Source organism: Rathayibacter sp. VKM Ac-2927 (assembly GCF_022815525.1).
Lineage (GTDB): Bacteria > Actinomycetota > Actinomycetes > Actinomycetales > Microbacteriaceae > Rathayibacter > Rathayibacter festucae.
Genome location: NZ_JALGRT010000006.1, coordinates 222,364 through 236,086, shown reverse-complemented (window position 1 = coordinate 236,086; position 13,723 = coordinate 222,364). Strand labels below are relative to the sequence as shown.

The following is a 13,723-nucleotide window of genomic DNA, read 5'->3' as shown; positions in this document are numbered from 1 at the left end:
CGCGTGAGGCGTCCGCGTCGGCTCAGCCGATCGGGGTCGGGTTCACGGGGTCCGGCGGAACGGGCAGCGAGCCGTTGATGCGGTTCTGCGCCTGGCACTGGCTCGTGCAGTTGGTCGCTCCCTGCGAGAGCTCGACGGCGTCCTCGCCGAGCACCCCGCCGAGGCGGCCACCCGAGGCGACGGTCCACTTCGTGACCGTGCCGCTCTGGAAGGTCTTCGTGGCGACCTGCGGGCTGTCCTTGCCGAGCAGCATCGAGTGGTAGCCCGTCGCGCTCTGGGCCGGGGTCACTGCGTCGACTCCGATGCCGAAGTTGATCTTGCCGGTGAAGCTGTTGACGAAGTAGAACAGCCCGGGGCCGAGTGTGTGCACGAGCTCGACGTTCCCGGCGAACTCGGGCTCCATCTGGAAGATGCCGCCCTGCGCGCCGTCCTTCGCCTGCACCTTGAGCTTGCCGGCCGCGGTCCGGAGGATCACCACCAGGGTGTCGTCCTTCACCTCCAGCGAGTCGAGCCGCGCGCCCGCGAGCTGCGCCGCGGTGAGCGTCGGCACCTTGGACGCGAAGACCACCGTCGGCGAGGTGACCATCCGCTGCGTGTCGGGGGCGCCGGTGAGCGTGTAGTCGTAGACGCCCAGCGTCGACACGCGGAGGTCGAAGCGGTTGTTGACGCCGCGCACGGCGATGGTCCCGGAGACGGCGACGTCCTTGAGCTTCACGTCCTTGCCGGCGGCCGGGTCGTAGGTGGTGCCGTTCACGGTGACGGAGTAGTCGCCTCCGACGGACGAGGTCTTGGCCTGCGCGGGCGAGGCCGCGAGGCCGGTGAGGAGCAGTGCGATCGCGGCGATCGCCGCAGTGCGGGCGGTTCTGCTGAGCGGGGACATCGTGGCCTTCCTGTCGACCGGCGCTGGGCCGGTGCGGGTAGGAGGCAACCCTCGCCCGCGCCGCGCCGCGCGGCAATCGGACCTTGGTACTAGTACCCGGGCAGGTGGTCGCGCACCCACAGCGCGGCGCTCGTGCGATCGCGCACGCCGATGCGCGTGAAGGCGTGCCCGACGTGCACCTTGACCGTCCGCTCCGCGATCCCGAGCTCTCGCGCGATCTCCTTGTTCGCTCGGCCGGAGGCGATCAGCCGCAGCACCTGCTCCTCGCGAGTGCTGAGCGCGGGCAGGGCGGCACCGGCGCCGCCCGGCAGCAGAGCCCGGGCCGCCCGAGGATCCAGCGGGGCGTGCCCCGCCGCCGCCGAGCGGACCGCGTCGAGCACCACGGCGGGGTCGGCGTCCTTGAGCTGGTACCCCTGGGCGCCCGCCCGCAGCGCGGCGAGGACGCGGCCCCGGTCGTCGAACGAGGTCAGGACCACGACGCGGATCGCCGGGTGCAGGGCGAGCATCCGCGCGGTCGCCTCGATGCCGTCCATGCCCGGCATCGACAGGTCCATCAGGACGACGTCGGGCGCGGACTCCGCCGCCGATCCGAGCGCCTCCTCGCCGCTGCCCGCCTGCCCGACGAGCAGCAGGTCCGGCGCGGTCGAGATCAGCGCGGCGAGGCCCGCGCGGACGAGCGGATGATCGTCGACGATCAGGACGCGGATCACGGCGCCGGCTCCAGTCGCCAGTGCGTCCCCCGGCCTGGAGCGGTCAGGAGGCGCAGCTCGGCGCCGCGCTCGCGGGCGAGATCGCGCAGAATGCTCAGCCCGAGGTGTCCCGCTTCCGGATGCGCGAGCGCCGTCGCCGCGTCGAAGCCGCACCCGTCGTCGACGACGTCGAGCGCGACCGAGCGGCCCGTGCGATCGCCTGCGCGCCGCAGCCGGACGAGGACGCTCCGCGCGCCGGAGTGCTTGACCGCGTTCGTCAGCGCCTCGTGCGCGACCCGGTAGAGGAGCCGCTCGTCGTCCGCGGTCAGGCCGGTGCGCGGCGGCGCCTCGACCACCACGTCCAGTCCGCGCGCGCGGGTCGTGACGGCGAGATCCTCCAGAGCTGCCGCGAGCCCCGCGTCGGCGAGGCTCGGCGGGTAGATGTCGACGAGCAGCGACCGCAGACCGCCGAGGCCGGTGCGGACGGTCGCGGCGACCTCGCGGAGATCCGCGGCGAGGGCGGGATCGCCGTCCGCCTCGGCCCGCTCCGCCCGCCCGTGCACGGCGAAGGAGGCGGCGACGAGGTCCTGCACGGCACCGTCGTGGACGGTCGCCGCGATCCGCCGGCGCTCGTCCGCCGAGGCGTCGAGGGCGCGCTGCAGCAGTGCCTCGCGACTCCGCCGCGACCGCCCGATCAGCGCGAGCAGGCGCGCGAGCACCGGCAGCAGCACGAGCACCAGCAGCACGGTGCTCGCGATCGAGATGACGGCGAAGCTGCGCCAGAGCTCGCCGCTGCGCTCGACGACCTCGTCGTAGCGGAAGTAGCTCTCGAACAGGAGCGGAGTCCCCGACGGTGTCCGCACGGTCCGGTAGGCCTCGAGGAGGCGTCCGCTGTCGCGCTCGTACACGTTCTCCGGGGCCTGCAGGTCGGAGACCTCGGCGTGCACCGCGACGTCGGCGAAGGCCTCGAGATCGTCCTCGTCCAGGGTGAAGGTCCGCCCCTCCAGGCGCCGGTCGTCGGAGTAGAGGATGCGGCCCGAGCGGTCCCAGAGCTTCACGCGCACGAGGGAGTCGTCGAGCACGTGCGCCCGGACCTCGCGGTCGACGAGCTCCAGCGCCGCCGCGTCGCCGGTGAGCACGGCGTCCGCGAGAGCCGGCTCGACGATCACCTCCGCGAGGAGATCGGCGGTGTCGGAGGCGTCGGCGACGGCCTCGGACTCCGCGAGCGTCCGCGCAGCCTGGACGTCGAGGGCGCTGATGCCGAGGATCAGGAGCAGGGCGACGGCGATCACGCCGGCGAACACGCGCCGCGGCCGGACGGCGGGCTCGCCGGTCCGCTCGCCCGCGGCCACGACGACGATCCAGGAAGGCTCCATCGCTCGCGAGGCTATCAACGACATCCGTCGTTCAGTGCGAGCGGTCCGGGTCGGCGGCGGCCCGCCGAGAACGGGTGAGGCGTCCCGCCCCCGTCGAGGCGTCCTGCCGGAGCGGGACGCGTCGACCGGAACGGGACGCCTCGGGTGGTGCGGTGGCTACGCGCCGATGAGCACGCCGCGGTCGGCGAGGTACTCGCGGATCAGGCGCTCAGCGCTCGCCCGGTCGGTGATGCCGTAGCGGTCGATGATCTGCTGCACGTAGGGACGCGCGATCGCCTCGGTGATGCCGAGCTCGGCCGCGATCTCGCGCGGCGAGAGGCCGGCGGCGATCAGCCCGAGGACCTGCTCCTTGGTGGGGAGCACGAACGGCGGGGTGGTGGGCTCCGGCTCCGGCGTGGTCGGGTCCTTCTCGGCGTCGATCGCGGAGGTGTCCTCGGCGAACGAGGCGGTCACGAAGGCGATCGCCTTCGAGGTGATGCCCAGCGCCTCCTGGTTGATGTTCGCCAGGTCGTCGCCGGCCGAGTGGTAGTTCGGGTCGTGCGCGATGCCGACGGTGCCGCCGAAGAGCGCGGCCTCCTCCTCGGTCTTGATGTCGTCCGCTCCGGTGAACAGGCCCGAGGCCGGGATGCCGGCGGAGATGAAGCCGTCGTAGTCGCTGCGGCCGTCGAACGCGGTGTCGATCCACGGCTGGTCGATCGAGTCGAAGTAGTCCGTGAACGCCTTCTCGGTGGCGATGGAGCCCGCGGGCACCTCGACCGGGGCCTCGTAGGTGGACTCGTTCGCGTCGTAGACCGAGACGACGTAGTTCGGCGAGGCGACCATGTCGAAGTTCAGGTAGGTCGCGATGTCGCCGGCCTCCTCCTCCGAGAGCGAGTCGACGTAGGTGTACGAGCCGACGAGCCCGACCTCCTCGGCGCCCCACCAGGCGAAGCGCACGGCGTTGGTGGTCTCGCCCGCGTCCGCGAGCTGGACGGCGGTCTCGAGGAGCGTGGCCGATCCCGAGCCGTTGTCGTTGATGCCGGGGCCCTCGGGCACGCCGTCGAGGTGCGCGCCGAGCATGACCACGTTGTCGTGGTCGCCGCCGGGCGTCTCGGTGATGATGTTGAAGGTGTCGGTGTCGGTGGTCGTCTGCTCGATCACCAGCGTCGCCGTGCTGGGCAGCGCCGCGATCAGCGACTGGCCCTCCTCGAGCGTCACACCGACCGACGGGATGTAGCTGTCGTCGGGCGCGCCGAGCGTGCCGTTGAGCGCCTCACCGGGAGCGTTGTTGTAGATGATCACGGCCGACGCCCCGGCGGCGCCGGCGGCGGCCGACTTCTCCGAGAAGCTGCAGGTGCCGCGGCTGACCAGGGCGACCTTGCCGGTCGCGTCGAGCCCGGCCCAGGCGTCCGCGTCGCAGCCCAGCGGGTCGACCGGCTGGATCAGCTCGCCCGTGACGCCGCCCTCGGGGGTGGAGGGTGTGAACGACATCGGGATGCCCTCGACCGCGGGGGTCGTGGTCAGCGAGAACTCGTCGATCGTCTGGGTGGTGGTGGTGAAGTCCTGGCGCTCGGTGGTGTAGCCGGCGGCCTTCAGCACGGCCTCGACGTACTGGCCGCTCTGCTCGTAGCCCTCGGTGCCGATCGCGCGGTTGCCGTCGTTGGCGTCCGCGATCGCCTGGAAGGCCTCGAGGTGGTTCATGATGCCGTCGACGGTCACCGCATCGGCGAAGTCGACGGGCTCGACGGCGTTCGCCGCCGGAGCGAAGGCGAAGCCGGCGACCAGCGCGCCGGCGCCGATCATCGCGGCCGAGCCGAGCAGCGGACGCCGACGTCGTGCGCCGGAGGTGTCTTCAGTGGTGGTAGCCACAGGTGGTCCCTTTCGTCGAGGGCGGCGGCCGTCGGACCGACGGCCTCCGTCGCCCTCGCTGTGCTGAGAAGCGGCGGTGCCCTCTGCGAGCGTATTCACAGGTCGCGCGCGAATGACACCCCTTCGCGGCACTTGTCACCCGGTGGAAACACGGGCGGCCGGCCGCGGCCGGAGCGCGTCTCAGGCCGTCGCGTCGCTCTCGGCCCACTCGCGGAGCATCGCGATCGTCTCCGCGGGCCGGTCGCGGTGCGGGCTGTGCCCGGCTCCGGCGACCACCGCGTAGCGGATGCGCGGGTTCGCGCGGAGGACCTGTGCGGCGAGGGACGGCGGGAAGAACGTGAACACCTGCGGGTCGCCCGCGAGCACGAACGCCGGCGCCCGCAGGGTCGGGACGTCCGCGAGCAGGTCCCAGGGGTCGTTGTCGTCGACGGTCGCTGCGACGGCGGCCGGATCGGCGGCGTGCGCGGCGCGGAGCTTCTCCGCGCGGTCGCGCTCGTCCCAGTGCGGCTCGGCGGCGGCGAGCTCGTCTGCGGTGACGGTGAGGGCGGCGAGCTCCTCCGCGCGCACCTCCGCCCGCGACTCGGCCGGCAGCTGCAGCACCGGGTCGAGCAGCACCAGCCGGGCGGCCCAGCCGGTGTCGCGCGCCGCCGCCCGCACCGCCACCGCTCCGCCGAGGGAGTGGCCGACCACCAGGTCCCAGGTGCCGGACGGAGCTCGCAGGGCGAGCACGTCGTCGGTGTAGTCGTCGTGCCGGGACGACCCGCCGCGGGCGCCCGCACCGTGCCCGCGCAGATCCGGTGCCGTCACGCTCCAGCCGGCACCGGTCAGCGCCTCGGCGACCCGCCACCAGGTGCCGGAGGCGCCGCCGAGTCCGTGCAGGAAGAGGGCGGTTCTCGTCTCCGGGGCTCGCGTCGTCATGCCGCCAGGCTAGGGCGCGTCAGTCGAGGCTCGGGTCGCGGCCGGTGCGCTCGCCGGTCGCGAGGACACTGATTCCTGCCAGATCCTCTTCGTCGAGGGCGAAGCCGAACACGTCGAGGTTCTCCCGGATCCGCGCGGGCGTCACCGACTTGGGGATCACGACGACTCCGAGCTGCACGTGCCAGCGCAGCACGACCTGCGCGGGCGAGACGCCGTGCTTCGCGGCGATCGAGGCGAGCACGGGCTCGTCGAGCAGGCGGCCGCGGGCCAGCGGCGACCAGGCCTGGGTCACGATGCCGTGCGCGGCGTCGAAGGCGCGCAGCTCGTCCTGAGGGAGCCGCGGGTGCAGCTCGACCTGGTTGATCGCGGGCACGACCTCGGTCTCGCCGAGCAGCCGCTCGAGGTGCTCGATCGCGAAGTTGGACACGCCGATCGAGCGCGCCCTGCCCTCCTGGCGGATCCGCTCCAGCGCGCGGTAGGTGTCGACGTAGCGGTCGCGCGAGGGGATCGGCCAGTGCACGAGGTAGAGGTCGACGTAGTCGGTGCCGAGCAACTCGAGGCTGCGGTCGAAGGCCTCGAGCGTCTCGTCGAAGCCGTGGTCGTCGTTCCAGACCTTGGTGGTGACGAAGACCTGCTCCCGGGGGAGGCCGCTGGCGCGGATCCCCTCGCCGACGCCGCGCTCGTTGCCGTAGAGGGTCGCCTTGTCGACGTGCCGGTAGCCGGCCTCCAGCGCCGTGGCGACCGTGCGGGCCGCCTCGTCGTCGCCGATCTTGTAGACGCCGAGCCCGACCTGCGGGATCGCCCGCCCGTCGTTGAGGGGGAGAAGGGGAACGCTCATCCCCCCATTCTTCCCCCTCCGCGAGATGCCACTTGTGCGCACGACACGCCGCGAAAGCCGGTCACAAGTGGCATCTCGCGGGAGGGGTCAAAGGTGCCAGTGCAGCTCGCCGTGCGGGCCGACGCGGACGGTGTCCTCGATCAGGGCGGCGAGGCCGGCGACGCCGAAGAGGAGGCGTCGGTCGTCGCGCGCGGCCTGGCTGGTGTGCACGAAGCGGCGGACGGCGAAGTAGTCGTCGTGTCCGGGCTGGAGGCCGTCGACGAGGCCCTGCTCGCCGAGGGCGCGCAGTCCGCGGCCCGGTCGGCGGGCGGGCCCGAGACCGAGCCAGAGCGTGCCCGTCTCGAGCAGGACGACGGTGCTCGGCACGATCGCGCCGGCCCGCAGCCGCCGGGCCGTGATCTGCCAGCCGAAGCCGAGATGGTGCACCCGGATCGGATGCGGTCCGCGCCAGGCGTGCGAGGGGTCCTCCGCGCGGTAGTAGACGGGGCTGGGACGGAACGAGCCCTGCCAGAGCGCCGCGGCCAGCTCGCCGGCCCATTCGGGCGTCTCGGGGTCGGCCCAGGGGTCGAGGACGTGCGCCTCCTCCGCCTCGCGCTGATGCTGGCGGACGAGTTCCTCCGCGTCGTCGCGCAGTGCCATCGGCAGCCCCTCCGTCTCGTGCGAGCCCCACCCTAGGGGGGCGCGCCTGGGAGCCTCAAGGGAGCGGGGTCCGAGCCGAGTGGGAGACGCCTCCGCGCGAGAGCGTCAGAGGACGCCGACTCAGGTCGGCAGCTCCACCGGCTCGGTGTCCGGCAGCGGGCTCGCGTCGCGGCCGCGGAGGTCCGGGTGGAAGCGGCGGCCGAGCGCCGGGACGACGAAGCCGACGAAGGCGAACACCGCGGCGACCACGATCGCGGCCGTCGGGCCGGACCGGTCGATCTGCACGCCCGCGATCGCCGAGCCGAGCGCCGCGCCGATCAGCTGCCCGGTGCCGACCCAGCCGTAGGCCTCGGCCGTGTCCGAAAACTTCACGCTCGCGGCCGTGATCGTGAAGAGCGCGGCCAGGGCCGGTGCGATGCCGACGCCGGCCAGGAACAGGGTGATCGAGAGCCACCAGAAATCGGTCGAGAACGCCGCGAGGCCCATGCCGACGGTGACGATCAGCATCCGCCGCGCGGTCGCCCAGCGGCTGATCGGGATGTGGCCGAGGGTGAGGCCGCCGACGAGCGAGCCGGCCGCGAAGACCGCCAGGACGACGCCCGACTCCACGCCGCCCTCGCCGAAGACGGCGACGACACCGGCCTCGACCGCGGCGCAGGCGCCGACCAGCAGGAAGCCGACGACGGTCGCGAGCAGCACCGGCGGCTTGGTCAGGACGACGCCGAGCTTCCGACGCGAGGGCGGGATGCGCACCCGACCCACCTCGGGTGAGGCGATGAACCAGATGCCGCCGCCGACGAGGAAGAACGCGGCGGTGAGGATGCCCGCGACGGTCGAGATCTGGATCGAGACGAACGTCGTCAGCACCGGGCCGAGCACCCAGATGATCTCCTGCGCCGAGGCGTCGAGCGAGAAGAGCGGGGTCAGCTGCGAGCTGGGCACCATCTTCGGGTAGATCGTCCGGACCGCCGGCTGCACGGGCGGCATGCTGAGGCCCGCGACGAAGCCGATGACGACGAACTGCCAGATCTCCAGCGGCAGCAGCGCCATCGCGATGATCGCGGCCGCGCAGACGATCAGGGTGGCGGTGAGCACCCGCCGCATCCCGAGCCGCCCCATCAGGCGGCTGGTCAGCGGGCCGGCGATCGCCTGGCCGATCGACATCGAGCCGAGCACCAGGCCGGCCGCGGCGTAGGAGTCGTGCACGCGCTCCACATGCAGCAGGAACGCGAGCGAGAGCATCCCGAACGGGAAGCGCGCGGTGAGCTGGGCCGCGATGATGCGACCCACGCCGGGAGTTCTCAGGAGTTCGGTGTAGCTGCCCACCGGACGACACTAGCGGCCCGCGGCGGCCCACCGGCGTCGTCCGCCGAACCGGCCGCCAGCGGCTCCGGTCAGCCCGCGAGGACCTTCCGGATCCGCTGCAGCGACACGCTCTCGACGGTGCCCAGGCTCTGCGCGAAGAAGCTGATCCGCAGCTCCTCGATCAGCCAGCGGGCGCGCACGAGACGCTCCGGCGCGTGCGGCGGCAGCGGGATCGTGCCGCCCGCGGAGCGGTAGAGCTCCTGCGCCGCCTGCACCTCGTTCAGCCAGACCCGGTCGCGGCCGACGTTCTCGCCGATCTTGCCGAAGCGCTCGGTGATGCCGGCGAGGTAGCGCGGCAGGTGCCGGAGCCGCTCGAGTCCCGTCGCGGAGACGAAGCCGGGGTGCACGAGCCCGGTCAGCTGCTCGCGGGCGTCGGTCAGCGCCGGGAGCAGCGCCATGCTCGTGGACGCCTTGAGCGCCTTCTCGACGCCGCGCGCCGTCGTGAGGATCGTGGTGACGGTCTTCACGGTCTCGAACATCGAGTCCATCACGCTGCCCGAGACCCGGTCGCGCACCGCGTCGAACTCGGCGCGGAGGAAGAGCATGCCGTCCGGCTTCATCCGCCAGAGCACCGCGTCGACGCAGGCGAGCAGGCAGTCGCCGAACAGCGCCGTCGAGTTCTGGTACGGGCTCTGCGCGAGCACGAGCTTCTCGTTGGCGGTCAGGTACTGCTGCACGTAGGCGACCGGGCTGGGCGTCGCGAGCAGCAGCAGGCGGCGGACGCCGCGCGGGTGCTCGCGCGCCTGGTCCTCCGCGGTCGCGAGCAGGCGGATCGAGACGGAGTCGCCGTCGTCGATCAGTGCCGGGTAGGCGCGGATCGTGTTGCCGCCCTGGCGGGTGTCGGTGACACGGGGGAGCTCCGCCATGTCCCACGTCCTGATGCCGCGGCGCTCGAGGGCGTCGGGCACGCGCGCCTCGACCACCCGGGCGACCTCGTCGCGGACCCGGCCGCGCAGGCGCTCGGCCAGCGGCGCGAGCTCCTTGCCGGCGGCGACGGTGCGGCCGCGCTCGTCGGCGATCGCGAAGGTGACCCGGAGGTGCGCGGGGATGCGCTCGAGGTCGAAGTCGGAGGCGTCGATCACGACGCCGGCCTCGCGGCGGATCGCCCCGGCGAGGGTCGCGGCGAACGACTCCGTCGGCGGGTTCGGCACGTCCTGGGGGAGCGCGGCGGTGAGCTTGCGCGCCCAGTCGTTCGCCGGGACGACGTTCCGGCGCAGGTGCTTGGGCAGCGCCTTGATCATCGCGGTGACGAGCTCGGCGCGGAGCCCCGGCACCAGCCAGTCGAAGCCGAGCGGCGTGACGCGCGGCAGCAGCGCGAGCGGCACGTGCACGGTGACGCCGTCCTCCTCGGTGCCCGGCTCGAACCGGTAGGAGAGCCGGAAGCGCTGGTCGGCCTGGCGCCACTGGGTCGGGAACGCGGTCTCGTCGATCTGCTCCGCGTCCTCGGGCAGGAGGGTCTCCTGCGTCATGGTCAGCAGGTCGGGCTCGTCGTGCTGCGCGGTGCGCCACCAGGAGTCGAAGGAGCGCACCGAGGTGATGTCGCGCGGGACGCGGCGGTCGTAGAAGTCGAAGACGGCCTCGTCGTCGACGAGCAGGTCGCGGCGGCGGGTGCGCTCCTCGAGGCGCTCGAGCTCGGCGCGCAGGGCCCGGTTCTTCCTGTCGAAGGCGTGCCGCGCGTCCCACTCGCCCTCCACGAGGGCATGGCGGATGAACAGCTCGCGGGCGTACCCGGCGTCGATCCGGGAGAACTGCACCCGGCGCCGGGCGATGATCGGCACGCCGTAGAGCGTGACCTTCTCGTAGGCGACGGCCGCGCCCTGCGCCTTCTCCCAGTGCGGCTCGCTGAACTGGCGTTTCACCAGGTCGCCGGCGATCGCCTCGGCCCAGGCCGGATCGATCGCGGCGTTCGAGCGGGCGAAGAGCTTGCTGGTCTCGACCAGCTCGGCGCTCATCAGGGCGTCGGGCTGCTTCTTCGCCAGCGCGCTGCCGGGGAAGATCGAGAACTTCGCGTTGCGGGCGCCGACGTACTGGACGCTCTGGCGCTCGCGGTTCTTCGCCGCGCGCTGGGCCTGCTGCGAGGTGGTGTCCTTGATGCCCAGGTGCGAGAGCAGACCGGCGAGCAGGCTCCGGTGGATCCCGTCGGGGTCGACCTTCGGCTCGCCGAGCTCGAGCTTCAGCGGCCGGGCCAGCTGGCGGAGCTGGCGGAAGACGTCCTGCCACTCGCGCACGCGGAGGTAGTTGAGGTACTCGGCCTTGCAGAGCCGGCGGAAGGCACTGGAGGAGAGCTCGGCCTGCTTCTCCTCCACGTAGTTCCAGAGGTTGAGCAGGGTGAGGAAGTCGCTGGTGGGGTCGACGAAGCGGGCGTGCTGCTGGTCGGCCTGCGCGCGGCGCTCCAGCGGGCGCTCCCGGACGTCCTGAATCGTCAGCCCGGCGACGATCGCCATCACCTCGCGGCTGACGTCGTGCTTGCGCGACTCGATCACCATCCGCCCGAACCGCGGGTCGATCGGCAGCCGCGCGAGATCCCGCCCGATCCTCGTCAGCTGAGGCGCCGTGTCGGCCCCCCGCGAGATGCCACTTGTGACGGGTTTCTTCGGCGTGTCGCCCTCATAAGTGGCATCTCGCGAGGGGGAGTCGGCGGGGGTGGCGGAGGAGCGGAGGGCGCCGAGCTCGGTGAGGAGGTCGAGGCCGTCCTTGATGCCGCGGGAATCGGGCGGGGTGAGGAACGGGAAGCCGGCGATGTCGCCGAGGCCGAGCGAGATCATCTGCAGGATGACGGCGGCGAGGCCGGTGCGCAGGATCTCCGGATCGGTGAACTCGGGGCGGCGCTCGAAGTCCTCCTCCGAGTAGAGCCGGATCGCGATGCCCGCGCTGGTGCGGCCGGAGCGACCGGAGCGCTGGTTCGCCGACGCCTGCGAGATCGCCTCGATCGGCAGGCGCTGCACCTTCGAGCGGGCGCTGTAGCGCGAGATGCGGGCGGTGCCGCCGTCGATGACGTAGCGGATGCCGGGCACGGTGAGGCTGGTCTCGGCGACGTTGGTCGCGAGCACCACCCGGCGCCGGACGCCCGGGGTGCGCCCGCGCTCGAAGACGCGGTGCTGATCGGCGGCCGACAGCCGGCCGTAGAGGGGGAGGACCTCGGTGCCGGGGAGGTTCCGGCCGCGGATGGCGTCCTCGGCGTCGCGGATCTCGTTCTCGCCGGAGAGGAAGACGAGGACGTCGCCCTGGTCCTCGCGGGCCAGCTCGGCCAGCGCGTCGGCGATGCCGGTCATCAGATCGCGGCTGCCGCTCGTGGCGTCGGGGACGTCGGTGTCGTCCTCCTCCTCGGGCTCCTCGGCGACGAGCGGGCGGTAGCGGATCTCGACGGGGTAGGTGCGGCCGGAGACCTCGATGATCGGCGCGGGCTCGCCGGCGGCGTCGCGGAAGTGCTCGGCGAAGCTCTGCGGGTCGATCGTGGCGGAGGTGATGATCAGCTTGAGGTCCGGGCGGCGGGGCAGCAGCCGGTGCAGGTAGCCGAGCAGGAAGTCGATGTTGAGGCTGCGCTCGTGCGCCTCGTCGATGATGATCGTGTCGTACCGGCTGAGCATCCGGTCGTGGTTCATCTCGTTGAGCAGGATGCCGTCGGTCATCAGCTTGATCCGGGTCGACGCGCTCGCCTTGTCGGTGAAGCGGACCTGGTAGCCGACGATCCCGCCGACCTCGTCGTCGAGCTCCTCCGCGATGCGCTCGGCGATGGTGCGGGCGGCGATGCGGCGGGGCTGGGTGTGCGCGATGCTCTCGCGGCCGAGCTCGAGGCAGATCTTGGGCAGCTGCGTCGTCTTGCCGGAGCCGGTGGCGCCGGCGACGATGACGACCTGGTGGTCGCGGATGGCGGCGGCGATGTCGTCCCTGCGCGCCGAGACGGGGAGTTCGGGAGGATACCGGATGCTGAGGACGTCTGACATGAGCCCTCCATCCTACGGCGCCGTGACATGATGCCCAGGTCTCCCGGCGGAATCCCGCGGGCGGCCACCCGCGCCGTGCGGGCCGAGCAGAGAGCCGAGTGTGAACACGCAGTCCCTCCTCGTGATCCTCAACATCGTCCTGCTGATCCTCGCGATCCGGGGCGTGCTGGCGAACGGGCGTCTCTCGAAGGTCGCGAAGGTCGGCTGGGTGGCGCTGATCGTGATCCTCCCGTTCGCGGGGAGCATCGCGTACCTGGTCTTCGGCCGGCGGGCGAGCGGCGGCGGGTCGTCGTCGGGGCCGCAGCGGCCGACCGGCTGGTTCTTCGAGCGCTGACGTCCACCCCGCCGGGGGCGAGGGTGGGGCCGAGGGGAGGCGTCCGTTCCTTCGGGGTGAGACGGGGTCGAGGGGGAGGATCGGCGCGGTCAGTGCGTGCCGGCGCCGACATCGGGGGCGGTCAGGGGGCGCTCCGCCAGGGCGATCGCCTGGTCGCGGGTGAGGTGCGCCGGGAAGTTCACCGCGGCGAAGCGGCCCGTCGGGTCGTCGCGGGAGGTGGGCGTCTCGATGCTGCTGCCGCGCAGGAGCTCGAGCACGGCCTCCTGCGTCCGGCCGGTCGTCAGGCGTCCTAGGTTGTCGCGCAGCTCCAGGAGGATCGTCTGGCCGGGGGCGTGGAGCTCGATCGCGACGCGTTTCGAGCGGCCAACGGTCGGCCGTCGCTGTGCCGAGGTGAAGGCGGCGAACGGGGTCGTCCGGGAGCGGACGCGGACGGTCCGCGCGGTCAGGTCGGCGTACGGGGTCGGGTGCCGGACGGCCATCAGCGTGCCCATCACGCCGAACAGGACGACGGTCAGTGCGGCGAGGACGGCGATCCGAACGCCGAGCTGGACGCCGTCGACGAACACCCCGACGAGGTTCCAGGCGGGGATCGCGAGCACCAGCATGCCGATCACGATGCTCTCACTCGGTGTCTTCGCCCGCGTGAACCAGTTCCACTGCGTGAGGGGGACCTCCTTCGATGACTGCTCCGTGCGCATCCGCCCGCCTCTCCTGCTCGGGCCACCCTACGATTCCGGGCGGGTCGGCGTCACTCGGTGCGGGTTGGGGCGGAGGCGGTGCCTCGTCGCGGGGTGGGGTGGACGCGGTGCCTCGTCGCGGCTCCTTCCCGCGCGCCTGCGGCGCGCCCGCCAGACCCGAGCCAGGAGCCGCGACGAGGCACCGCGTCCACCCC

General features: G+C 72.6%; 11 protein-coding genes. 1 reads left to right on the top strand and 10 read right to left on the bottom strand.

Annotation, left to right across the window (positions count from 1 at the left end; genetic code table 11):
- Nucleotides 1–22: 22 nt before the first annotated feature.
- The 9 genes from MT353_RS17555 to hrpA all read right to left on the bottom strand — a co-directional run bounded on the left by MT353_RS17555 (nucleotide 23) and on the right by hrpA (nucleotide 12,497).
- A complete protein-coding gene (locus MT353_RS17555; protein WP_243615891.1) occupies nucleotides 23–880 on the bottom strand; it encodes a hypothetical protein in 858 nt (285 codons plus the stop codon).
- 89 nt (nucleotides 881–969) lie between these two features.
- Nucleotides 970–1,590 (bottom strand): response regulator transcription factor, encoded by a 621-nt coding sequence (locus MT353_RS17550; RefSeq protein WP_133963068.1) that lies wholly within the window; start codon nucleotides 1,588–1,590, stop codon nucleotides 970–972.
- On the bottom strand, nucleotides 1,587–2,945 hold the full coding sequence (locus MT353_RS17545) for an ATP-binding protein (protein ID WP_243598475.1): 1,359 nt from the start codon (nucleotides 2,943–2,945) through the stop codon (nucleotides 1,587–1,589). Before MT353_RS17545 ends, MT353_RS17550 begins: the two co-directional genes overlap by 4 nt.
- A 156-nt stretch (nucleotides 2,946–3,101) precedes the next feature.
- Nucleotides 3,102–4,793 carry a M28 family peptidase gene (locus MT353_RS17540; RefSeq protein ID WP_243598476.1) on the bottom strand — a complete coding sequence of 564 codons (1,692 nt, stop codon included), beginning with the start codon at nucleotides 4,791–4,793 and terminating at the stop codon, nucleotides 3,102–3,104.
- Between the two features lie 180 nt (nucleotides 4,794–4,973).
- Nucleotides 4,974–5,711 (bottom strand): alpha/beta fold hydrolase, encoded by a 738-nt coding sequence (locus tag MT353_RS17535; protein WP_243625459.1) that lies wholly within the window; start codon nucleotides 5,709–5,711, stop codon nucleotides 4,974–4,976.
- A gap of 19 nt (nucleotides 5,712–5,730) precedes the next feature.
- Nucleotides 5,731–6,549, bottom strand: a complete 819-nt coding sequence (locus MT353_RS17530; protein ID WP_243625458.1) for an aldo/keto reductase — start codon at nucleotides 6,547–6,549, stop codon at nucleotides 5,731–5,733.
- An 87-nt stretch (nucleotides 6,550–6,636) separates the two neighbouring features.
- A complete protein-coding gene (locus MT353_RS17525) occupies nucleotides 6,637–7,188 on the bottom strand; it encodes a hypothetical protein (protein ID WP_123447651.1) in 552 nt (183 codons plus the stop codon).
- A 120-nt stretch (nucleotides 7,189–7,308) separates the two neighbouring features.
- Complete coding sequence (locus MT353_RS17520) at nucleotides 7,309–8,514, bottom strand: MFS transporter (RefSeq protein WP_243625457.1); 1,206 nt, start codon at nucleotides 8,512–8,514, stop codon at nucleotides 7,309–7,311.
- Between the two features lie 68 nt (nucleotides 8,515–8,582).
- Nucleotides 8,583–12,497, bottom strand: a complete 3,915-nt coding sequence (gene hrpA / locus MT353_RS17515; RefSeq protein WP_243625456.1) for an ATP-dependent RNA helicase HrpA — start codon at nucleotides 12,495–12,497, stop codon at nucleotides 8,583–8,585.
- A gap of 100 nt (nucleotides 12,498–12,597) precedes the next feature.
- Here hrpA and MT353_RS17510 point away from each other — a divergent pair, with 100 nt between their 5' ends.
- Nucleotides 12,598–12,831: a PLD nuclease N-terminal domain-containing protein gene (locus MT353_RS17510; RefSeq protein ID WP_123705161.1), complete on the top strand. Its 234-nt coding sequence runs from the start codon at nucleotides 12,598–12,600 to the stop codon at nucleotides 12,829–12,831.
- Nucleotides 12,832–12,920: 89 nt separating this feature from the next.
- Here MT353_RS17510 and MT353_RS17505 read toward each other — a convergent pair whose 3' ends face one another.
- On the bottom strand, nucleotides 12,921–13,529 hold the full coding sequence (locus MT353_RS17505; RefSeq protein ID WP_243625455.1) for a hypothetical protein: 609 nt from the start codon (nucleotides 13,527–13,529) through the stop codon (nucleotides 12,921–12,923).
- Nucleotides 13,530–13,723: the final 194 nt, after the last annotated feature.